Here is a 19,982-nt window from a genome sequence, read left to right as displayed (position 1 = left end):
TGTGATAGAATGGAAGAGTGTTTTTGAAAATTGTCCCAGGCCTTTTTTCATAGAAAACTATATAGTGATTCGGGTGGAGTACATGGGACTTATGACAGGGATGGACTTAAGCTTACTCGTATGTTTGGTTGCCATCTTCATCTATGTGTTCGTCAAGAACGTCATCACTACGCAATATAAAGTCTACCTGCTCTTCCACTTCTTCATGATGATTTGGCCCATCGGTCAGATCGGCGTCCACACGACAGATCGTCCACACCTTCAGATTATCTACATCACACTATCCTTTGTCGGATTTTCAATGCTTGGCTTTGGCTGGCTGCTGTTCGCGAAGTTTCTGGTGAACGGCACATACTACAGGCCGGGCCGAAACGTCGTTCTGCTTATGTTTACGCCTTCGCTGCTGCTCTCCGCGGCCATGATCTGGAATCCGGCAAACTTATTCGTTGCGCCAGTCGATGACAATTACAGCGAGCGGGTCTATGGTCCTATCTTTTGGTGCATGCTGCTGCTGCTGATTTCTTATTATCTCTATTCGCTCTACCAGCTTTGGCAGGCGTACCGTTCCGAAGCGAGACAAGCCGACAAAGCACGCATTTTCAATGCGCTGATCGGCATCGTGATCATGCTCGGGCTGCCGACGCTGGACCTGGCCATCAATGTCGGCTTGGACCCGTGGCTTCCGGTCATTCCGGGCCTGACGACGCTCGGCATCGTGCTATCGGATTTGTATTTTCTGTTCTCGCTGCAGAAGCACCGTTCGTTCGATCTCGTCAAAGTGGCGCAGCAGGACGTGGTCGATACGCTGTCCGTGGGCATCGTCGTGCTGGACGAGGAAGATTTCGTCATCGAGATGAACCGCAATATCAACCCGGATCTTGCCATCGCGCTCGGCAAGCGGCTCGACATGGCGTCGCTGCTGGCGGGAAGATCGCTCGACGCAAACGCAGACGAGGCGTTTTTGCGAAGCTACGGCGAGCATTCGAGCGAGCGCATACATACCGAGATCGCGCTTGGCGCCGAGCCGGCGCCGAAGCAATTCCTGTCGCTCCATGCCGCGCGCATCATGGTCGGCGGGAACCTGCAAGGAAGGGTCATCACCCTTCAGGACATTACGGAGCTCAAATCGCTCGTACTGAAATCGCAGGAGCACAACACGTCGCTGCAGGAGCGGAACCGCGCCTTGATTTATATGCAGGACGAGCTGTTTCAGGCGAACCGGAAGCTCGAGCAGATGGCCATCACGGACAGCTTGACCGGCTGCTTCAACCGCAGGTTTCTGATGCAGCAGCTGGAGCACGAGGTGTTGACCAACTTGCGGTACAAAATCCCGTTCGCCGTCTTTCTGTTCGACATCGACTTGTTCAAGCTCGTCAACGATACCTACGGGCATGTCGTGGGCGACGAGGTCATCCGGCGCACGGCCGAGGCGGTGCGCGGCGCGTTGCGGCGCACGGACATCCTGGCGCGGTACGGCGGCGAGGAATTCGCCGTTTACCTGCCTCACACGAACAAGGATCAGGCGGAGCTGCTCGCGCAGCGGATCCGTCAGGTGGTGGAGTCGAACGAGGTGCCGACGGGCCGCGGCCGCGTGCCGATTTCCGTCACGATCAGCATGGGCGTTCACGTGGTCGAGGAACAGACGGATCTGCAGATCGACGACGTGAAGACGTATTTGAAAGATTTATTTTCCAAGATCGATTCGGCTCTCTACAGGGCCAAAGACAACGGGCGTAACAGGGTCGTCAACCATTAAGATGGAAGGGGATCAGCGAAAATGTCAAAGAACGGACGTTTGATAGCAACTGTCGCAGCATTGGGAATGACATCGGCAGCAGCGGGTCTGTGTTACATGGCGTCTCAACCGGGACATTCGCTGTTTCCCGTCGAACTCGGGCTTGGCGCGTTCGCGGCGGTCATGCTGCCGGGGGGATGGCTGCTCGGCCGCAGTTACGACCGTTTGAGGATCGATGCGACGGTAGACTCGCTGACGGGGGCCTACAACCGCAGATTCGTAGAATCGACGTTCGGGCGGCTGCTCCGGCAGGCGAGCCGAAAGCGCAAACGGATGTCGGTAATCATGCTCGACGTCAATGATTTTAAAGAAGTGAACGACCGTTTCGGTCATCAGCAGGGCGATTCGGTGCTTGCGCTCATCGCGGAGACGCTTCGTAGCTGCTCCGACCGCGGGGAGATCGTCGGCAGATGGGGCGGAGACGAATTCATCTTGATCTGTCCCTATGCGGACGACAAAGGAATGGACCGAATAACGAAACGGATTCATGATCAGCTGCTCGGCGTTTCCAGGCGAATCGGACTTCGTTTGTCAGTCTCGGTCGGCAATTCGATTTTCCCGGATCAAGGGAAGGATTTAAGCCAGCTGACGAACGTTGCCGATAAGAAAATGTATGCGGACAAGTATGTATGCAAAATGAAAGAAACCGAACCGGCAGCGCTGCAGGCATGAACCGTTAGCACGCGATAAAGGCGGGAGAACATCAATGAGGAAAATACACATTAACTCCGTTGCTCCGGGAGAAACGCTTGCCCGCCCTATTTTGCAGGAGAATGGAAACGTGCTGCTTGGTGCCGGCGTGGAGCTAAGCCAACGTTTCATAGACAGATTGATGGGGCTTGGCATCGATATGCTGTTCATAGACGACCCGCTGACGGAAGGATTGGAGCCGCCTTCCGCCATCCAGGACGACACGAGGAAACGGGCGTCGGATACGATATTCAAAACCATGACCTCGATCATGGATCAGCCGGTCATCAAAGGCCGGACGATCGCGCCCGAGCTTGGGCGAACGTTTCGCAAAGTATTCGGCGATATCGTGCAGGATCTCGTCAGGCGCCAAGAAGTGATGGTCAGCTTGACGAACATTCACGTCGCCGACAGCTATTTATTCCATCATTCGCTTAACGTCGCGATTCTCGCAGGTATTATGGGCTTGGCGAAAGGGTATAATCGAAATCAACTGGAAGAATTGGGCATGGGCGCGCTGATGTTCGATATCGGCATGACCCGGATACCGAAGGAGCTGCTGAAGAAGACGGGCGCCTACACGCCGGCCGAACGCAGCCAGATGGAGAAACACACGGAGGAAGGCTTCAATATCATCCGGGCGCAGCACGACATCTCGCTTCTCTCGGCGCATTGCGCGCTTCAGCATCACGAACGCTACGACGGGTCCGGCTATCCGCGCAAGCTGAAGCGGGAAGAAATCCACGAATACGCGCAGATCGTCGGGATCGTCGACGTCTACGACGCCTTGACCTCCGCGAGGCCGCACCGCAAACGATTTACGCCGACCGAGGCGATCGAATTTTTGTTTGCCGCGGGAAACACGTATTTCGATCTGGATTTGATCAAGATTTTTTGCAGGCATATCTCGATTTACCCCGTGGCCACGACGGTGCTCCTCAGTACCGGGCAGATCGCGGTCGTCGCGGTCAACAATCCGCTGGCGGTGCATCGGCCGATCGTGCGCATTATCCGGGAACCCGACGGGGCTCCGCCTCCGGCCGCGTACCAAATCGACCTCAAAGACGAGCACAGCCTCATGATCGTCAAAGAAGTGTAGAAGTGTAAACGGCAAAACCGATCGTCATTCAACAACTTCATAGACATCGATACTAGCAAACTTGCCGAAAGACAAGGACGCAAAGCCAAAGGGTCTAAGGTTCGCCTCGCGCGGACGACTGACAGCCTGGCTGCCGAAATGTACCCGAGCTGACGCCCGGGCCCTAGAAGCGGCTCCATGCACAAGGAAGCGCTTTTTTCATTATGGAGGAGGAAACGGAGAATGGCAGGAGGCATGAAGGCAAGGTCTCATGACGTTTACAACAGCGACAAGGCGAGATTCTCGTTGAAATCGCTGCTTCACAGCCGAACGGTCGTCGAGAAAGAAGGGTACGTGTCCACGGGCATCCTGGCGCATGCCGAGGGCGATATGCTGGAAATCGAACTGAGCGAGTTCAGAAACTTCGAGCTTGGCGACCCCGTCAACCTGACCGTCTATTCGCCGGTGGGCATTCATCGGCTGAGGTCGTCGGTGATCGCCAAGGCGAACGGGGCGCTTGCGGTGCTCTTCCCGGAGCGATCGTTCGCCGGGCTGGAGGAAAGGCGCGAATCGCCGCGCGTGGACGTCGTCGTGGAGGGTACGCTGAAGCACAAGCAATCCGAGACGGTCATGGTGAGAGGCGAGGCGCATACCGTGGAGATCGAAGAGGAATTCGAGCTCGCGACGCGCAATATCAGCGATTCCGGGGTGGGTTTCCGCTTGCTGTTCGGACCGAAGCTCCAAATCGGCGAAATCTTCGACGTGACGCTGGCGCTGGAATCGCGACTGGCCTGCAGGCTGGAGATTATCCGCAAGGAAGAGAACAACCAGCGCGAAGGGTACGGAGCGCGGTTCGTCGATATGGGCGAGCAGCAGCGCCGCGCGCTGCGGGCGTTCCTCATTCGCGAGCAGGTGGGCGCGTATTTCCGGCTCAAGCAGCAGAAGAACGAGCGGTAAGCGGATGAACAATCGATAAGCAGATGCGCCATTGCTAACAGAAGGAAGACGTTGACCGGGGGAGCCGGCGGCGTCTTCCTTTTTTGAACATGGCCGGCGCCTGCCGCGGGGGAGCGCGGCGGCTGTCGGCTGGCATGCGGTAAATTGGGGAAAAACGGGACGCCCGAGAGAAGGTGCTGGATGCGAAACGCGTTGCTTGGAATAGAATCGGCGGCCGCGGCTGCGGTACTTACGGAAGCCGCCTGGCGGTACGGCTTGTTTTTTGACGAGCTGTTTTATCGTCTGGCATCGACGCTCTGTCTCGGAGGATTGGCGGCCGTCGGCATGATCGGTTGGCAGCGCATGCGGAACGACCGTCATTGGCGGATCGAGTTGATGGCTATCCGGCCGGCCGTGCCGGGGCTGCTTCTCGCCGCGCTGCTGTACGGGCTTGCGCTCCTGCATGAGCCGGCGTCCGTGCTGGGCACCTTGCAGCAGGCGCTTCGCTACTGCGCTTACGCGGCTTATATGCTGCTGCTCTATGTAGGCTTCGGGGCGAAAGGAAGGCGTGCATGGCTATCGGCGGCGCTGCAGGCATCCGGCATCGTCGTTGCCGGCAGCGCGTTGGCAGGCTGGATGGGGGCGTTGTCTTTTCCGGCCATGATCATGACGACGGGCGACGGGCGAGTGTCGGCGGTCGGCGCAAGACTCGGGGGCTTCCTGCAATATCCGAACTTCTTGGGAGCGGCGGCCCTCGCGTATCTCGTATGGAGCTGGCTGCTGCTGGTACGGACGCGGACGGGGTGGGCATTCGGGCTGGCCGCCTGCAGCGTCTTGCCGTACTTTCTTGTCGGCCTGCTGACGGAGTCGCGCGGCGCGTGGCTGGCCGCTTCGCTCGCATGGGCGGCGGGCGCCGCGCTCATGCGAGGCAAGGAGCGCATCGGATGGCTGCTGTACAGCGGATGGACGCTGCTGTGCGGAGGCGCTGCTTGCCGCGTTGTCGTAGGGGCGGGCTTGCGCGGTCCGGGAGACGGTACCGGAGGCGGGGCGACAGTCACGGAATCGCTGCTGCTGCTGCTGCTATGCGCGGTGTCGGCTGCCGGCTTGTTCGGGTTGCGCTGGTTCGTCCGTAGGGGCGAAACCAAGCCGACCGCTGCTGCAGTTTGGACCGGCTGGGTATTATCGGTCGCCGGGCTGGCGCTGCTTCTACCGCCGGCGAGCTACGGACGGATGGCTGTCGGGAGCACGGGCGGCGGGACGGCTGGCGCGCGCGAGCTATTTTATCGCGATGCCTGGAGGCTTATACGCGAAGCGCCGCTCCTGGGAAGGGGCGGGGATGCTTGGCGAAGTCTCTTCGCGGGGGTGCAGTCGCAGCCCTATGTCGGGAACGAAGTGCACAGCGGGTATTTGGAAGTCGCGCTTGATCTCGGCGCGGTGGGCGCGGCGGCCGGCGTCGTCATTATGGCTGTGCTGCTGCGACCCGTCTGGAAGCACGACCGGACGGGACTGCTGCCGATAGGCGTGCTGCTGCTGCACGCAGCGATCGATTTCGATATGTCCTTCGGCTACTATTGGCTGCTGTTGACGAGTTGGATCGTGTATTATTCGGGCGGGCCGGACGAGGCGATACTGCATCGTGCGCTAGTGGCCGATGCTGGCCGCGGCGGACAACGCGGCCGGCGGACATGGCGGGGAGCGCGGTCCGCGACGTTGGCCGCGGCCGCCGCTTGCTTCGCCGCCGGAGCTCTGCTCGGCTGGCGGTTCGATGCCGCCGCGCGGCACCGCGAGGCGGCGGCTGCCGTCTCGGGCGCCGCGCGCACGGCCGCGCTCCGCGCGGCGCTCGAGGCGAATCCGTATTGGACGCGGATTCGCCTCGAGCTGGCCTTGCAGGCGCCGCCGCCGTCGGAACGCGCGGCGCTGCTGGCGGCCGGACTGCGCTATGAGCCGCAGTCCGTGCCGCTGCTGTGGGCGCTCGGCCGGCTATCCGCCGAACGCAAGGACGTTCGCGGCGCGTCGGCTTACATGCGCCGCGCGCTGGATGAGGACCGCTTCGACCGGGACAAGCAGACGGAAGCGGTCGTGACGATGGCGCGGCTCGCTCAGGAACTGAGAACAGCGTCCCGCTTCGCGGAAGCGCGGTTAGCGGCGGACGCGGCCGAAGCCTTCTTCGACAGTTACGAGGCGCTTGATCGCGATTACGCCGCGAACGACCGCCGGTTCTCGATTTCCGCGGCCGCCAAGTCCGCGGCGGAGCAGAACCGCCAGCTGGCGGCCCGGCCGGAGGCACCCGGCGACTAGCCGCTACGCCGCGAACGCTTTCGGCTCGCGGGCGCGTGCTCCCCGGCCGCTCGGCCCGGCCGGAGGCACCCCGCGACTAGCCGCTACGCCGCGAACGCTCGGCTCGCGGGCGCGTGCTCCCCGGCCGGAGGCACCCGGCGACTAGCCGCTACGCCACGAACGCTCTCGGCTCGCGGGCTCGTGTTCCCCGGCCGCTCGGCCCGGCCGGAGGCACCTGGCGACTAGCCGTTACGCCGCGAACGCTCCTCGCCCCGCCACCGGCCGCCAAGGCCATCCCGCGTCAAACCGTTCGCGCAAGAATAGGCGAACCGAGCTTAAGATTGTCCACGCCTCCGGGTTGCTCGCCGCATATGCTGTAGCAATTCCCCTTGAGGAGTGATGACAGTGACGACTCCACGCGTAAAACCGAAGCTCTTCGTGCCAAGCTCGGGTAAAACCATCCGGCGTTCGGTGCCGCAGAAGCTTGTCCAACAGTCGGGACCGATCTTTGACCGGCTGACGGTCGTCTGGGTGCAGAACAACGGCGTTTCTTTCAATACGTCGGGCTTCTTCGCTCGTTTGATCCGCAACAACCGGGTCGTGGCCACGGCTGCCTTCGATCCCTTCGGCGTCGTGCGGTTCAACCAGATCCAGACGCTGACGAACGTATCGTATACGATCCGCACGTTCAATGCCAACGGCGTCCAGTTCCGGTCCCGCTTCATTCCGGCCAGGGTCGAAACGTTCGCGATCATCGGCTGACGAATCGATTATCCCCCATTCGCGACAACGGCAGCACGGCTCTCTCGAAGAAGATGAGCCGTGCTGCCGTTCCATGTCTTGCGGGCCGGGCGGTCATCCGCCGAAGGCGTCCCGGAATGCCGCGCACAGCTTCTCCCGGTTGACGTCCCAGAGCTCGGCGATCTCGGCGCTCACGTTCTCGTCCCACCAATCGGCGAGCAATCTGCGGTTGCTGGCATTCTCATGGATCCACATCAGGTTCAGAAATACTTTCTGTACATAAAGCTTCTCGGCTAGCTCCAGTTTTTCCTTCGGAATGTAGACGCCGAGACGTTTGACGGTCCGGTAGAGCTCGTTTTCGCAGGCCCGTTTGATCTTGCGCGCGCTGGGCAGGGCGGATGCGTGCTTTTGGGTAGAAGGTTTCATCGTGACCGACTCCTCTCTACCCCTATATATGCGCCCTTCGGGCCTCGCGTCACAAGCCGTCGGGTCGGTGAGTCGCTGCGCCTGCCGGCGTGTCGTTGCCTTTCTGCGAGCCCTATCGATCTTGCAGAGATGCTAGGAAGCGCTCTCCCGATTGCTGCCGCGATCGCTGCATGCAGTCAAGCTTTCCTCCGGTCTACATCACCGTAATATACCCGACCATCGGCCCGCCGTTCGCGATCGACGTATGGGTCAGGCATTCGATGGCGAAGGTGCCGCGCTGATCCGCCGTAAAATGCACGACGGTCGTCCGGCCTTTGTTCACCGTGCCTTTGATGCCGAGCTCTTGAATGGCGAAAGGATGGGACGCGCCGTTCACGCCCGTGATGCGCAGCTCCACGGTCTCGCCTTTGTGCACGACGATCGAGGCGGGATCCCAGCGGTACACCTCCAGCTCCTTTCCGCCCGGCATCGTCGTTTTGAATTCGCCGGTCACGAGCTCGAACACCTGCGTTTCCTTCGGGGCGGACATGGCCGCGCGCGATTGGTTCCAGCGGAGGCAGACTGCCGCGAATACGATGAGGAGCAGCAGGAGGTAGATCAGCCGGAGCTGCTTTTTGCTGACGACGAAAATTTTGGACATCTCGCTTCACCTTCCTTTATGGGGTCGAAAGTTCGTTACTGCCAGTCTATGTCCGGGCTTGGACATCGATGACAGCGCTGGAAGGGATGTCCGCAAGTATGCTAGAATACCGTAAGAGAGACGGAATCATACGTTTGGCGAGACGCAAAAGAGAATGATAGGAGATGAAGAATGAGCTGGTTTCATGATCTGGTTAATACCCTGCTGAATTGGATTGAAGACCTCGGATATTTCGGTATCCTGATCGGTCTGATGATTGAGGTGATTCCGAGCGAAATCGTGCTTGGCTACGCGGGTTACCTGGTGTCCCAGCATTCGATTTCATTCGTCGGCGCGGTGCTGTTCGGCTTGCTAGGCGCCGTGGCGCAGCAGTGGATCCTGTATGCGATCGGGCGTTACGCCGGCCGGCCGTTCTTCGAGAAATACGGCAAATACATCAAAATCAAACCGAAGCATCTCGATATCGCCGAGCAGTGGTTTCAGCGTTACGGAGACGGCATCGTCTTCACGGCGCGTTTCGTGCCCGTCATGCGCCAGGTGATTTCGATACCGGCGGGGATGGCGCGCATGTCGTTCTGGCGGTTCACCGCGCTCACCGGCCTCGCTTCCATTCCATGGGTGCTGCTGTTCGTTTATTTGGGCCGTTCGCTGGGAGACAACTGGGAGGATATCGGCGAGAAGGCGGCGCCTTACGTGCAGCCGGCGATTCTGATCGCCCTCGCGGTGCTGATCGCGTACGTGGTGTACAAAGTGCTTAAGCGCAGAGGGAAATCGCTCTAGCCGTTTGTGCGCGACGGGCCGCGTTTGATACAATTGGAGCCAGAGGAAGCTTCGATTTAACGAGAGCATCGATTTTACCGGAAGAACCAGAAAACAAGGAGGCGTTTACGATGGGGAAAAACGTAGCCAACAAGCTGGGCAAGGGCATCAGCCCGCAGCAATTCATCGACGGCATGACCAAGAACCAGGAAGCGTTCAAAGATTGGGGCAGCCGGTTTGAATGGGTGAACGCGGAAGACCGCGAATTTTTCGAATCCATCCAGAACCGCGACGATCTGCGCTGCGTGATCATCGCCGCGGATTGGTGCGGCGACGTCGTCCGCAACGTTCCGGTCGTGTTCAAGGCGCTCGAACCGACCGGCATGCCGGTTGAAGTGCTTATCATGGAAGAGCATCTCGACACGATGGACGAGTTTCTGACCTTGGGCGGGCGCTCGATTCCGGTCGTGCTGATCGTGGACACCGGCGGTGCCGTGCTCGGCCAATGGGGGCCGCGCCCCACGTACGTTCAAGAGCCCATGGTTGCCTTCAAGCAGGCGAATACGGACCGCGAAGCCGCGAACTATCAAGAGAACCTGACGGCAGCGCGACAAGAGATCGGACGCCGCTACGGTGATGGCACGGCGTACCAACAATTGATCGTCTCCGAGCTCCGCTCGCTGATCGCGTCCGTCTAAGATGCGCATCGAAACCTTTACCCTCGGGCCGCTGCAAACGAATTGCTACCTCATCACCGAGGATGCCGGCAAGCGCGCGTTCGTGGTCGATCCCGGCATGGGACCGAAGCGCTTGATCGAGCGCATCCGCGAGCGCGAGCTGACGATCGAGGCGATCGTGCTGACGCACGCCCACTTCGATCATATGGCCGGGGTCGAAGACATGCGCCAAGCATTCGGCTGCCCCGTCTACCTGCATGACGAAGAAGCCGACTGGCTCGAGGACGCCCGCAAGAACGGTTCCGCGCGTTGGGCGGAAGTGACTCCGCCGCTCACGACGGCGCCTGCGGAATTCGCGTTGTCGGAAGGCCAGCAGCTGGAGCTGATCGGCCTTGCGTTCCGGGTCATGCATACCCCGGGCCATTCGCCGGGCAGCGTAAGCCTGCTGTGCGACGGCCATTTGATCAGCGGGGACGTGCTGTTCAAGCTGTCGGTCGGACGAACGGATCTGCCGGGCGGCAAGGAACGCGACCTGTTCGATTCCATTCGCACGAAGCTCTATAAGCTCGACCCTGCGGTTCGGGTATATCCCGGCCACGGCCCGCAGACGACAATCGGATTTGAAATGGCAAACAACCCTTACGTGCCGGCCTAACCGCCGGTACGAAGGGTTCTATTCGTTCTTGATGGAGGAATCGCACCGTGGCTGAGACGAAACAGCGGATGAAGGATGAAGATACGGAAGGTGCCGCCGGCAGGATCGAGCTGACGCCGGAAGAGCAGGCCGCCGAGCAGGCGGCCATCGTCAAGCGGATATCGGCGGAGCTTAATCTGCCGCACGGCAAAGTGAAATCGGCGGTCGCGCTGCTGGACGAGGGCAACACGATCCCGTTCATCGCCCGCTACCGGAAGGAAATGACCGGCGAGCTCGACGAAAACGAGCTGCGCGCCATCGAAGAGAAATTGCAGTACATGCGCAATCTGGAGCTTCGCAAGCGCGAAGTCATCCGGTTGATCGACGAGCAGGGCAAGCTGACGGACGAGCTGCGCGGCGCGATCGTCGCCGCCGTGAAGCTGCAGGAGATCGAGGACCTGTACCGGCCTTACCGGCAGAAGCGCAAAACCCGCGCGAGCGTTGCCCGCGAGCGGGGACTCGAGCCGCTCGCGCAGTGGCTGCTTTCCCAGCCGCGCCAAGGCGATCCGTTGCAGGAGGCGGCAAAGTACGCCGATGAGGCGAAAGGCATCCCGACGGCGGACGACGCTCTGCAAGGCGCGATGGACATCATCGCGGAGCAGCTGGCGGACGACGCCAAGACGCGGGCTTGGGTGCGCAGGTATACGTTCGACCACGGCGTGCTCCGCACCGAAGCGAAGGATGCCGCCCAAGAAACGGTCTACGAGATGTATTACGCCTACCAAGAGCCGCTCAAGCGGCTGCCGCCGCATCGCACGCTCGCGATCAACCGGGGCGAGCGCGAGGACGTGCTGCGTGTCGCGCTGGACGTGCCCGCGGACAAAATCCGCGACTACATGGACCGCCAGCTGCTGCGGATGGGGACGGCTGCCGGCGTGCGTTCCGCGCTCCTGTCGACGATCGAAGATTCGTACAAGCGGCTGATCGCCCCCTCCATCGAACGCGAGGTGCGCGGCGAGTTGACGGAGAAGGCGGAGGAGCACGCGATCGGCATCTTCTCGGCCAATCTGCGCAATCTTCTCCTGCAGCCGCCGGTACGCGGCAACGTCGTGCTGGGCGTCGATCCGGCCTTCCGGACCGGATGCAAGCTGGCGGTCGTGGACGAGACGGGCAAGCTGCTCGAAGTGGCCGTCTCCTACCCGACGCCGCCGAACAACAAAGTGGCCGAGGCGGAGAAGCTGATCAACGGTCTGATCGACCGCTGCAGCGTCAGGCTGATCGTCATCGGCAACGGAACGGCTTCCCGCGAGACGGAGCAATTCATCGCCGGCCTGATCGGCAAGCGGAAAGCCGACAAGCTGCCGGGCGCGGACGAGCTGAAATATATCATCGTGAACGAAGCCGGCGCGAGCGTCTATTCGGCTTCCAAGCTCGCGGCCGAGGAGTTTCCGAAGCTGGACGTGGCCGAGCGCAGCGCCGTGTCCATCGCCAGAAGGCTGCAGGACCCGCTCGCCGAGCTGGTCAAGATCGAGCCGAAGGCGATCGGCGTCGGGCAATACCAGCATGACGTCAGCCAGAAGCGGCTCGAAGAGACGCTTGGCGGCGTCGTGGAATCGGCGGTTAACCATGTCGGCGTCGACGTCAACACGGCATCGCCGTCGCTCCTGTCCTACGTGGCGGGCATCAATGCGACCACGGCCAAGAATATCGTGAAGTTCCGCGAAGAATCCGGCATCTTCACGGACCGTAAAATGCTGCAGAAAGTGCCGCGTCTCGGGGCCAAGACGTACGAGCAGTGCATCGGCTTCATCCGCGTGCTCGAGAGCGGCAACCCGCTCGACCGGACGCCGATTCATCCCGAATCCTACGCCGTCGTCGATAAGCTGTGCGGCATTCTGGGGCTGAAGCTGCAGCATCTCGGCAGCGATTCCTTCCGCGAGGCGCTGACGTCGATCGAGACGGATAAAGTCGCCGCCCAGCTCGGCGTCGGCGTTCCGACGCTGCGCGACATCGTCGACAGCCTGCTGCGTCCCGGACGCGATCCTCGCGAGGGGCTGCCCGCGCCGATCTTCCACACCGACGTTCTCAGCATGGAAGACCTGACGCCGGGCATGGAGCTGCAGGGCACCGTGCGCAACGTCATCGATTTCGGCGCGTTCGTCGATATCGGCATCAAGAACGACGGGCTCGTCCATATCTCGCAGCTGAGCGGCAAATTCGTCAAGCATCCGATGGACGTCGTGTCCGTCGGCGATACCGTGACGGTATGGGTGCTCGGCGTCGATACGAAGAAAGGCCGGGTCAGCTTGACCATGCGCAAGCCGGGTTAACGTCGCGGAGGAGGATTCCCGCCGGCTTCCCGAGCGAGGCCTGACGGCGCTTTACCCGTTTGGCACCTCCCCGCTAAAGTCAAAAGGGTGTTATCTCCGAGCAGTCGCGTTAGACGTCACTGCAAAGAGATAGCACCCTTTTTTGAGAATAAATCGACTGCTGCCTATAGACTTGCGGAATCGTCTTCCGGACGTTGACTGGTACGATAGAAATACCAGCAGTCGTTCAATAATCGGATCTGCCGGCGGTCCTTCTTCAAAAATGCGCGCATCAGTTGGTTGCACAGCCATTGCGGCACTGCCTTCGCCCTCCTTCCAGCCATCGCGTGTTGTATTAAGTAGTGTATGGAGGTAGGCGAATGTCCGTGCAGGTCCAACCGGTTTTTGTCGCAGAAAAGTCCGTTATCCGGCGCTTAGAGGTCGTATTCCTCTTCGTACCATTGCTCGAGCTGCGCCTGCAGGGCGCGGATTTCCGTCAGCAGGGAGATCAGCGGGTACGATTTCTCTTCAATAGAAGCGAAATCCCGTTCCAGCTGGTTCACGTAATCCAAGCCGGAGTGGATGGCGAGGGATTTGTCGTGAAGCTCGACATCGGCGCACTCCGCGATCGCATAAGGCAGCGCGGGGACATGGCTTGCAGTCAGCTTGTCGATTTCTTTATGAAGCCGCAGATTGAGCGCGCTCAGCTGGTAAGCGTGCGAGGCGGGCATTTCGACGAAGGAAACCTCTTGTCCGCTTTGTAAGACGATATATCGCATAATAGCCAATTCGAAAATCTCCCTTCAATATCGTTCCGATCAATACCTCTTGACAGTGTAGCGTATTCGTCCTTTAAAATTCAAGTATAACTGTTTATCGTAAGGAGATTGAGGATGCAGGATCATCTGTTGCAGGAATGGGTGGAGCGCGTATCGCTGCAATATTTCGGGCTTCCGTTCCGTCACCGCGCCACTTTTAACGGAAGGCTGAAGTCGACCGGCGGCCGTTACTTCACGAAGACGCACGACATCGAGATCAGTCCGCACCAGCTGCGCAATTACGGCGAGGAAGAGACGGAAAAAATCATCAAGCACGAGCTGTGCCATTATCATCTGCATCTCCTGAAGCGCGGCTACAATCACCGCGACCAGGACTTCAAGCTGTTGCTTGCCAAAGTCGGAGGCTCGCGCTTCTGCAAAGCACTGCCGGCCGGGGAGAAACGCAAGACGGAGCCGTACCGGTTCAAGCTGCAATGCCGGAGCTGCGGCATGGAATACATGCGCAAACGCAGGACGGATCCGCGGCGCTACGCGTGCGGAAAATGCCGCGGTCAATTAATGCTTTTTCAGCTTGACTTCATTTCTCAGACATGATACATTATTTCTTGTCACTAATTACTATTCCCTGATAGCTCAGTTGGTAGAGCACTCGACTGTTAATCGAGTTGTCACAGGTTCGAGTCCTGTTCGGGGAGCCATTTCTTTTTGGAGAGATACCCAAGTGGCTCAAGGGGACCCTCTGCTAAGGGGTTAGACTGCGCAAGTGGTGCGAGGGTTCGAATCCCTCTCTCTCCGCCATTTTATGGCGTTCGGCCGATCGGCCTGTTCTATTATCCTAGCTCATTCCTCGGTGAGCAAGGTTATCATGGCCCGTTGGTCAAGTGGTTAAGACACCTCCCTTTCACGGAGGTAACAGGGGTTCGAGTCCCCTACGGGTCACCAATTATGTATTCTTGATATGATAATCGCATATCACTTCGCGGTCGTGGTGGAACGGCAGACACACCATCTTGAGGGGGTGGCGCTCACAAGGCGTGAGGGTTCAAATCCCTCCGACCGCACCAACCTTACAACGAACAAGTCCCTGATCATTCAGAGGCTTTTTTTTGTTGCATAGACATTTGCCGATTCGCGAACACTATTTTGCATGCCCGAACATCAGGGCGAAGTAAGCAAGGTAGAAGCAAGTGCAAACGGCTGAACTTTTTTCGAAAAAAGTCTTGCCAACGGCTGGCGGGTTAGATATAATACTATTTGTTGTTTGAAAAGCTTATCCCATAAACAACAAATTATGGCCCGTTGGTCAAGTGGTTAAGACACCTCCCTTTCACGGAGGTAACAGGGGTTCGAGTCCCCTACGGGTCACCAAATTCCCATATTCGAGTCATTAGCTCAGTTGGTAGAGCACCTGACTTTTAATCAGGGTGTCGTAGGTTCGAATCCTACATGACTCACTTTACCTAATCGATATGGACAATTTCATATCACTCCGCGGTCGTGGTGGAACGGCAGACACACCATCTTGAGGGGGTGGCGCTCACAAGGCGTGAGGGTTCAAATCCCTCCGACCGCACCAACCTTACAACGAACAAGTCCCTGATCATTCAGGGGCTTTTTTTGTGCTCGCCCAGAAACGACCGCAATCGACGTTTGTCGAAGTTTTTTGCATTCGGGGCTGTATGCGACCCCATGACTTCGATTACAATTGTAAGATGCAGGAAGTACAGGCAGGAAGGAAACCGCCATCATGCTCAAAAAATTATTGACCGTGCTCTCGCCGGCGCAGCTCGTGTCGGCTGCTTATCTCCTAGTCGTCATTATCACCGGCGTGCTTCTCATGCTGCCCGTCAGCTGGAAGCCGGGCGTCTCGATATCGCCGCTGGACGCGTTGTTTACGTCGGTCAGCGCGATCAGCGTGACGGGGCTGACGACGGTCGGCACCGTGGATACGTTCAGCGGCTTCGGGGTGGCGGTGCTGCTTGTCGCCTTTCAATTCGGCGCGATCGGCATCATGACGCTCGGAAGCTTCTATTGGATGCTCATGGGACAGCATATCGGCTTGCTTCAGCGCAAGCTGATCATGATCGACCAGAACCGGAACAATCTGGCGGGGCTTGTCGATCTGATGCGGCTCGTGCTCATCTTGACGCTGGCGATCGAGCTGATCGGCACGGTGCTGTTCGCCGGCTATTTCTATTTGTCGGGATTCACGGCTTCGATCGGACGCGCGTTTTACTACGGCCTGTTTCATTCGGTTTCCGCGTTTACGAACGCGGGCTTCGATTTGTTCGGCGACTCGTTCGTCCGGTATTCCGACAGTTATTACATTCAAGCGTTGTCGATGCTGCTCATCGTCTCGGGAGCGATCGGGTTCCCCGTGCTGGCGGAGCTTTGGCGCTTTGTTCGCAGCGGGAAAGGGAAGCGATTCCGTTTCTCCTTGTTCACGAAGCTGACGCTCGTGACGCATGCCGTGCTGCTCTTCGGCGGGGCGGCCAGCATCTGGCTGACGGAGGCGGGACATTCTTTCGGCGCGATGTCCGTCGGCAGGCAAATCATGAACGCGCTGTTTCTCTCGGTCACGTCGCGCAGCGCCGGTCTGACGACGATCGACGTCTCGACGCTGCATCAGGCGACGCTGCTGCTGATTTCCGTGCTCATGTTCGTCGGAGCCAGCCCATCCAGCGTCGGGGGCGGCGTACGAACGACGACGGTCGCGGTTATATTCGTCACCATCGTCATGTTCTTCAAGGGCGAGCATGCGCCGAGAGCGTTTGGACGCTCGTTCAACCGCGAGGACGTGATAAAGAGCTTCGTTTTCTTCCTGTTATCGCTGTTGCTGGTCCTCGCGGGCGTCTTCGCGCTGTTGATGTCGGAGAAGCACAAATACGACCTCTCGGCGGTGCTGTTCGAGGTGGCTTCGGCCTTCGGGACATGCGGGATGTCCACGGGCATCACGGGCTCACTTCAGCCGACGGGCAAAATCACGCTCATGCTGCTGATGTTTTTCGGCCGTATCGGCATGTTTCTGTTCATCTCGCTGTTTCAGGCGCGCAAGAAGCAGCCGGCCGTCAAATACCCGGAAGAGAAGCTCATCATCGGGTAAACGGCCTGTTTGTCTCCGAACGGACGTCTCCCTTATAATCAGAGGGAAGCAAGCGATTTGAGACTGGAAGGGAATGAACGGGAAATGAGTACGCTGTATCACGTGCTTGGCGCAAAGCAGTTCGACAGGGAGCAGCTGGAGCAGCTGTTCGGATCGGCGAAGGAAATGGAGCAGGTGGCCGTGCAAGGAGGCGTCCAGCGCTATCCGAGCAAAATCATGAGCACGCTGTTCTTCGAAGCGAGCACGCGGACGCGCTTTTCCTTCGAATCGGCGATGCACCGGCTGGGCGGAAGAGTCATCGGCACGGAGAACGCGAGCCAGTTCTCGTCGACGATCAAGGGCGAGACGCTCGAGGATACGATCCGGATTATTGCCGGCTACAGCGATCTGATCGTCATGCGGCATACGGAGATCGGAGCGGCGAAGCGGGCAGCTGCCGTGTCGTGCGTGCCGGTCATCAACGCGGGCGACGGTTCGGGCGAGCATCCGACCCAGGCGCTGCTGGATCTGTATACGATCCAGAAGGAATTCGGTGGCATTGACGGGCTGCACATCGCGATGATCGGAGACTTGACTTACGGGCGGACGGTCCATTCGCTCAGTTATTTGCTGGCGAATTACCGCAACGTGCGCATTTCGTTCGTCTCGCCCGATAACGTGCGCATTCCGACGTACGTGAAGCAGTATTTGGACGAGAAGGGCGTGGCGTACGCGGAAACGACCGATCTGGATAGCCTGGCGGGTTCGGCGGATGTTTTCTACCAGACGCGCATCCAGAAGGAGCGTTTTCCTTCACTGGAGGAATACAGCAAGGCGGACGGCAAGTATATCATCGACCGCAAGCTGACGGACTTGATGAAGCGTAACGCGTTGATTCTGCATCCGCTTCCGCGCGCCGGCGAGATTCATCCGGAGGTGGACGACGACCCTCGGGCGGCTTATTTCAGACAGGCGCAGAACGGCTTGTACATTCGGATGGCCTTGATCGAGAAATGCTTCGAGGTCGCGCGTTAGGAGTGCACGGAGTCACCCGTTCTGAGCATTCGCGCGCTTAGCCTAACCGCCCGCCTGTTCGAGCTTCATGCAACCCATTGGACCGTATGATCGAAGAAAGGCCGTGTCGCAGCTGCTGCGGCACGGCCTTTCTCATGGATGCGAACGAGTTACGCGCGGTTCATAATGATTGCTCATCGCTAACGAAGCTGGCATCATTGCAATTCCGCACTGCGTTCAACTCCCGGCGCGCGGTTCCAGCGCGGGACTTGGGGCTCGGATACACGTCGGCGGGTTGCGTCACCGTCCGATTGCTTATTGCTTCGTCAGAATAACAGGCCCGTCATCCGTAATCGCGATGGTATGCTCGTACTGGGCGGAGAGTCCGCCGTCGATCGTGCGCGCGGTCCAGCCGTCGCCGTCGATCTTGCTTTGCCAGGCGCCGGTGTTCAACATCGGCTCGATCGTCATCACCATGCCGGCCTTCAGGCGGATGCCGCGGCCCGGAGGGCCGTAATGCGGCACCTGCGGTTCTTCGTGCATGTCTTGGCCGATGCCGTGACCGATGAAATCGCGAACGACGGAAAAGCCGTTCTCTTCGGCATACGTCTGAATCGCATTCGACACGTCGCCCATGCGGTTGCCGACGACGGCCTGCTCGATGCCCTTATACATCGAAGCCTCGGTGACCGCGAGCAGCTTCGCCGCCTGCTCGGAGACGTTGCCCACCGGATACGACCAGGCGGAATCCGCCAGCCAGCCGTTCAGGTTGACGACCATGTCGATCGTGACGATGTCGCCGTCCTTCAATGGCGCGGAAGAAGGAAACCCATGGCAGATGACGTCGTTGACGGAAGCGCAGGTCGCGAACGCATAGCCTTTATAGCCCTTCTGCTCCGGCGTGGCGCCGTGCTGCTTCAGGAATTTCTCGACGAATTGGTCGATCTCGTGCGTCGTGACGCCCGGCTTGACCATCGATTTGATTTCGCGGTGGCAGGCAGCCAAAATTTCGCCCGCTTTGCGCATATGCTCGATCTCGTCTTTTGATTTTAGAATGATCATGCTACAATACACCTCTTTAATCGCTAATTATAGAGAAAAAGACGGTCCAGGTAAAGAAACGAGCCGTTAGCGGCCGCGTTCCGCCGGACTTGTCAGATTGCATCCTAAGGAGAATAAATCCTTTTAAGAAGGTGAAATTCCCGATCAAGGAGCGGGAGCATGCAGCCACCGGCGGAAGCGGCGATCATAAGGTTGGCGTCGGCGGGTAGCGGGCGCTTCGGCGCCGGTCCGGCAGCGCGGCTTCCCGGGGAAGCCTTTCCGCTTTATTGTACCCTGTACGCCGCGGGCGACACGCCGTATTTCTGCCGGAAGACGCGGTAGAAGTAAGAATAACTGCCGAAGCCGCAGGTTTCGGCGACCTGGTCGAGCGTCATGCTGCTGTACTTGATCCGTTCGATCGCCATGGATAATCGGACGTTTTGGGTATACTGTATGATGGTCAAGCCATAGCATTCCTTGAACAGGTGAACGGTACGCGACACGCTGAGGCCGACGTGCGCGGCGACGTCCGCGACCGTAAACGAAAGCGCGGCTTGCTCGTCGATGAAGTTTTTCATGCGGGTCGCGATGAACGATTTCCCCTGAAGGACCGACTGCGTGTCGACGGCGCGGTCGAGGCCTAGGCACAGCGCGCGCAGCAGATAGTCCGCGAGCTCGCGGTCCTCCGCTTCAAACCGGCGTTTCTCCAGTATAAGCGCCTGCCAGATCGACAGCCACCGCTCGTCCGGAACAACCTTGACTTTCCGCTTGCGCTCCTTGCGGCTCCACCATTCGTCCAGCCATTCTCCCCGGCAGATGACGAAATAGTCGCCGCTCGATATGTCGGTGCCGTCCGGGGGCGTATCCTCCTGCTGCGGGGTCGACACGATGAGATTGTAGGAGTCGCCGGGCTTGAACATCAACAGGTCGCCGGCTTCGATGCGCTGCATGCGGCCGTCGACGAGCGCCTCGCACGTGCCTTCTGTCTGAAGGCGAAAGAGGTAGGCGCGCAGGCCTTCGGGATTGGTCATCTGAAAGGGCTGCGAATGATAGGAATAGCCGCAGCTCATGATATCGGCAAACACGGGCATGAACCTCACTTTG

At 59.2% G+C, this 19,982-nt stretch carries 19 protein-coding genes, 7 tRNA genes and 1 riboswitch; of the genes, 20 read left to right on the top strand and 6 right to left on the bottom strand.

Annotated elements, in window-relative coordinates; genetic code table 11:
- The first annotated feature begins 91 nt into the window (after positions 1 to 91).
- The 6 genes from AC50YL_RS14655 to AC50YL_RS14630 all read left to right on the top strand — a co-directional run bounded on the left by AC50YL_RS14655 (position 92) and on the right by AC50YL_RS14630 (position 7,538).
- Positions 92 to 1,756: a histidine kinase N-terminal 7TM domain-containing diguanylate cyclase gene (locus AC50YL_RS14655; RefSeq protein ID WP_494832939.1), complete on the top strand. Its 1,665-nt coding sequence runs from the start codon at positions 92 to 94 to the stop codon at positions 1,754 to 1,756.
- A gap of 96 nt (positions 1,757 to 1,852) precedes the next feature.
- Positions 1,853 to 2,467 (top strand): GGDEF domain-containing protein, encoded by a 615-nt coding sequence (locus AC50YL_RS14650; RefSeq protein WP_494832938.1) that lies wholly within the window; start codon positions 1,853 to 1,855, stop codon positions 2,465 to 2,467.
- Positions 2,468 to 2,501: 34 nt separating this feature from the next.
- Complete coding sequence (locus AC50YL_RS14645; RefSeq protein ID WP_494832937.1) at positions 2,502 to 3,584, top strand: HD-GYP domain-containing protein; 1,083 nt, start codon at positions 2,502 to 2,504, stop codon at positions 3,582 to 3,584.
- Between the two features lie 44 nt (positions 3,585 to 3,628).
- Positions 3,629 to 3,722, top strand: a riboswitch (cyclic di-GMP riboswitch).
- Positions 3,723 to 3,806: 84 nt separating this feature from the next.
- Positions 3,807 to 4,520, top strand: a complete 714-nt coding sequence (locus AC50YL_RS14640; RefSeq protein WP_494832936.1) for a PilZ domain-containing protein — start codon at positions 3,807 to 3,809, stop codon at positions 4,518 to 4,520.
- Between the two features lie 180 nt (positions 4,521 to 4,700).
- Positions 4,701 to 6,797 (top strand): O-antigen ligase family protein, encoded by a 2,097-nt coding sequence (locus AC50YL_RS14635; RefSeq protein WP_494832935.1) that lies wholly within the window; start codon positions 4,701 to 4,703, stop codon positions 6,795 to 6,797.
- Between the two features lie 384 nt (positions 6,798 to 7,181).
- Positions 7,182 to 7,538, top strand: coding sequence for a hypothetical protein (locus AC50YL_RS14630; protein WP_494832934.1), 357 nt, complete (start codon positions 7,182 to 7,184; stop codon positions 7,536 to 7,538).
- Between the two features lie 93 nt (positions 7,539 to 7,631).
- On the opposite strand, the gene AC50YL_RS14625 is transcribed toward AC50YL_RS14630, so the two are convergent.
- Positions 7,632 to 7,943, bottom strand: a complete 312-nt coding sequence (locus AC50YL_RS14625; RefSeq protein WP_494832933.1) for a dehydrogenase — start codon at positions 7,941 to 7,943, stop codon at positions 7,632 to 7,634.
- A gap of 193 nt (positions 7,944 to 8,136) precedes the next feature.
- On the bottom strand, positions 8,137 to 8,583 hold the full coding sequence (locus tag AC50YL_RS14620) for a cupredoxin domain-containing protein (RefSeq protein ID WP_494832932.1): 447 nt from the start codon (positions 8,581 to 8,583) through the stop codon (positions 8,137 to 8,139).
- 171 nt (positions 8,584 to 8,754) lie between these two features.
- On the opposite strand from AC50YL_RS14620, the gene uptA reads away from it, so the two are divergent.
- From uptA to AC50YL_RS14600, 4 genes are all read left to right on the top strand, one after another.
- Positions 8,755 to 9,363, top strand: coding sequence for an undecaprenyl phosphate transporter UptA (gene uptA / locus AC50YL_RS14615; RefSeq protein ID WP_494832931.1), 609 nt, complete (start codon positions 8,755 to 8,757; stop codon positions 9,361 to 9,363).
- A gap of 110 nt (positions 9,364 to 9,473) precedes the next feature.
- Positions 9,474 to 10,040: a thioredoxin family protein gene (locus AC50YL_RS14610; protein ID WP_494832930.1), complete on the top strand. Its 567-nt coding sequence runs from the start codon at positions 9,474 to 9,476 to the stop codon at positions 10,038 to 10,040.
- A gap of 1 nt (position 10,041) precedes the next feature.
- Entirely contained in the window at positions 10,042 to 10,674 is a 633-nt protein-coding gene (locus AC50YL_RS14605) for an MBL fold metallo-hydrolase (RefSeq protein ID WP_494832929.1), read from the top strand.
- A 68-nt stretch (positions 10,675 to 10,742) separates the two neighbouring features.
- Positions 10,743 to 12,983 carry a Tex family protein gene (locus tag AC50YL_RS14600; protein ID WP_494833415.1) on the top strand — a complete coding sequence of 747 codons (2,241 nt, stop codon included), beginning with the start codon at positions 10,743 to 10,745 and terminating at the stop codon, positions 12,981 to 12,983.
- 164 nt (positions 12,984 to 13,147) lie between these two features.
- On the opposite strand, the gene cmpA is transcribed toward AC50YL_RS14600, so the two are convergent.
- Positions 13,148 to 13,282 carry a cortex morphogenetic protein CmpA gene (cmpA, locus tag AC50YL_RS14595; RefSeq protein WP_161742182.1) on the bottom strand — a complete coding sequence of 45 codons (135 nt, stop codon included), beginning with the start codon at positions 13,280 to 13,282 and terminating at the stop codon, positions 13,148 to 13,150.
- 114 nt (positions 13,283 to 13,396) lie between these two features.
- On the bottom strand, positions 13,397 to 13,750 hold the full coding sequence (locus AC50YL_RS14590) for a hydrolase/acyltransferase (RefSeq protein ID WP_494832928.1): 354 nt from the start codon (positions 13,748 to 13,750) through the stop codon (positions 13,397 to 13,399).
- 105 nt (positions 13,751 to 13,855) lie between these two features.
- On the opposite strand from AC50YL_RS14590, the gene AC50YL_RS14585 reads away from it, so the two are divergent.
- The 10 genes from AC50YL_RS14585 to pyrB all read left to right on the top strand — a co-directional run bounded on the left by AC50YL_RS14585 (position 13,856) and on the right by pyrB (position 17,858).
- Complete coding sequence (locus AC50YL_RS14585) at positions 13,856 to 14,335, top strand: SprT family protein (RefSeq protein WP_494832927.1); 480 nt, start codon at positions 13,856 to 13,858, stop codon at positions 14,333 to 14,335.
- A gap of 28 nt (positions 14,336 to 14,363) precedes the next feature.
- A tRNA-Asn gene (locus tag AC50YL_RS14580) sits at positions 14,364 to 14,439 on the top strand.
- Positions 14,440 to 14,448: 9 nt separating this feature from the next.
- A tRNA-Ser gene (locus AC50YL_RS14575) sits at positions 14,449 to 14,539 on the top strand.
- 69 nt (positions 14,540 to 14,608) lie between these two features.
- Positions 14,609 to 14,683: transfer RNA gene (locus AC50YL_RS14570), tRNA-Glu, on the top strand.
- 37 nt (positions 14,684 to 14,720) lie between these two features.
- A tRNA-Leu gene (locus AC50YL_RS14565) sits at positions 14,721 to 14,805 on the top strand.
- Positions 14,806 to 15,034: 229 nt separating this feature from the next.
- Positions 15,035 to 15,109, top strand: a tRNA-Glu gene (locus AC50YL_RS14560).
- A 13-nt stretch (positions 15,110 to 15,122) separates the two neighbouring features.
- Positions 15,123 to 15,195: transfer RNA gene (locus AC50YL_RS14555), tRNA-Lys, on the top strand.
- Between the two features lie 37 nt (positions 15,196 to 15,232).
- A tRNA-Leu gene (locus AC50YL_RS14550) sits at positions 15,233 to 15,317 on the top strand.
- A 171-nt stretch (positions 15,318 to 15,488) separates the two neighbouring features.
- Positions 15,489 to 16,844, top strand: coding sequence for a TrkH family potassium uptake protein (locus AC50YL_RS14545; protein WP_494832926.1), 1,356 nt, complete (start codon positions 15,489 to 15,491; stop codon positions 16,842 to 16,844).
- 84 nt (positions 16,845 to 16,928) lie between these two features.
- Complete coding sequence (pyrB, locus tag AC50YL_RS14540; protein ID WP_494832925.1) at positions 16,929 to 17,858, top strand: aspartate carbamoyltransferase; 930 nt, start codon at positions 16,929 to 16,931, stop codon at positions 17,856 to 17,858.
- Positions 17,859 to 18,152: 294 nt separating this feature from the next.
- Here pyrB and map read toward each other — a convergent pair whose 3' ends face one another.
- The gene (gene map / locus AC50YL_RS14535; RefSeq protein WP_494832924.1) at positions 18,153 to 18,899 is read right to left on the bottom strand and encodes a type I methionyl aminopeptidase; all 747 of its coding nucleotides are present in this window, start codon (positions 18,897 to 18,899) and stop codon (positions 18,153 to 18,155) included.
- Between the two features lie 263 nt (positions 18,900 to 19,162).
- The gene (locus AC50YL_RS14530) at positions 19,163 to 19,963 is read right to left on the bottom strand and encodes an AraC family transcriptional regulator (RefSeq protein WP_494832923.1); all 801 of its coding nucleotides are present in this window, start codon (positions 19,961 to 19,963) and stop codon (positions 19,163 to 19,165) included.
- Positions 19,964 to 19,982 lie beyond the last annotated feature (19 nt).

The sequence above is a fragment of the Paenibacillus sp. J22P277 genome, assembly GCF_059383675.1.
This window is presented reverse-complemented; position numbering and strand designations above follow the sequence as displayed.

What these genes read in the sequence shown, in the direction of transcription:
- AC50YL_RS14655 (WP_494832939.1), top strand. Translation starts at nt 92, where the DNA reads ATGACAGGGATGGACTTAAGCTTACTCGTATGTTTGGTTGCCATCTTC.
- AC50YL_RS14650 (WP_494832938.1), top strand. Translation starts at nt 1,853, where the DNA reads ATGGCGTCTCAACCGGGACATTCGCTGTTTCCCGTCGAACTCGGGCTT.
- AC50YL_RS14645 (WP_494832937.1), top strand. Translation starts at nt 2,502, where the DNA reads ATGAGGAAAATACACATTAACTCCGTTGCTCCGGGAGAAACGCTTGCC.
- AC50YL_RS14640 (WP_494832936.1), top strand. Translation starts at nt 3,807, where the DNA reads ATGGCAGGAGGCATGAAGGCAAGGTCTCATGACGTTTACAACAGCGAC.
- AC50YL_RS14635 (WP_494832935.1), top strand. Translation starts at nt 4,701, where the DNA reads ATGCGAAACGCGTTGCTTGGAATAGAATCGGCGGCCGCGGCTGCGGTA.
- AC50YL_RS14625 (WP_494832933.1), bottom strand. Translation starts at nt 7,943, where the DNA reads ATGAAACCTTCTACCCAAAAGCACGCATCCGCCCTGCCCAGCGCGCGC.
- AC50YL_RS14620 (WP_494832932.1), bottom strand. Translation starts at nt 8,583, where the DNA reads ATGTCCAAAATTTTCGTCGTCAGCAAAAAGCAGCTCCGGCTGATCTAC.
- uptA (WP_494832931.1), top strand. Translation starts at nt 8,755, where the DNA reads ATGAGCTGGTTTCATGATCTGGTTAATACCCTGCTGAATTGGATTGAA.
- AC50YL_RS14610 (WP_494832930.1), top strand. Translation starts at nt 9,474, where the DNA reads ATGGGGAAAAACGTAGCCAACAAGCTGGGCAAGGGCATCAGCCCGCAG.
- AC50YL_RS14605 (WP_494832929.1), top strand. Translation starts at nt 10,042, where the DNA reads ATGCGCATCGAAACCTTTACCCTCGGGCCGCTGCAAACGAATTGCTAC.
- AC50YL_RS14600 (WP_494833415.1), top strand. Translation starts at nt 10,743, where the DNA reads ATGAAGGATGAAGATACGGAAGGTGCCGCCGGCAGGATCGAGCTGACG.
- AC50YL_RS14585 (WP_494832927.1), top strand. Translation starts at nt 13,856, where the DNA reads ATGCAGGATCATCTGTTGCAGGAATGGGTGGAGCGCGTATCGCTGCAA.
- AC50YL_RS14545 (WP_494832926.1), top strand. Translation starts at nt 15,489, where the DNA reads ATGCTCAAAAAATTATTGACCGTGCTCTCGCCGGCGCAGCTCGTGTCG.
- pyrB (WP_494832925.1), top strand. Translation starts at nt 16,929, where the DNA reads ATGAGTACGCTGTATCACGTGCTTGGCGCAAAGCAGTTCGACAGGGAG.
- map (WP_494832924.1), bottom strand. Translation starts at nt 18,899, where the DNA reads ATGATCATTCTAAAATCAAAAGACGAGATCGAGCATATGCGCAAAGCG.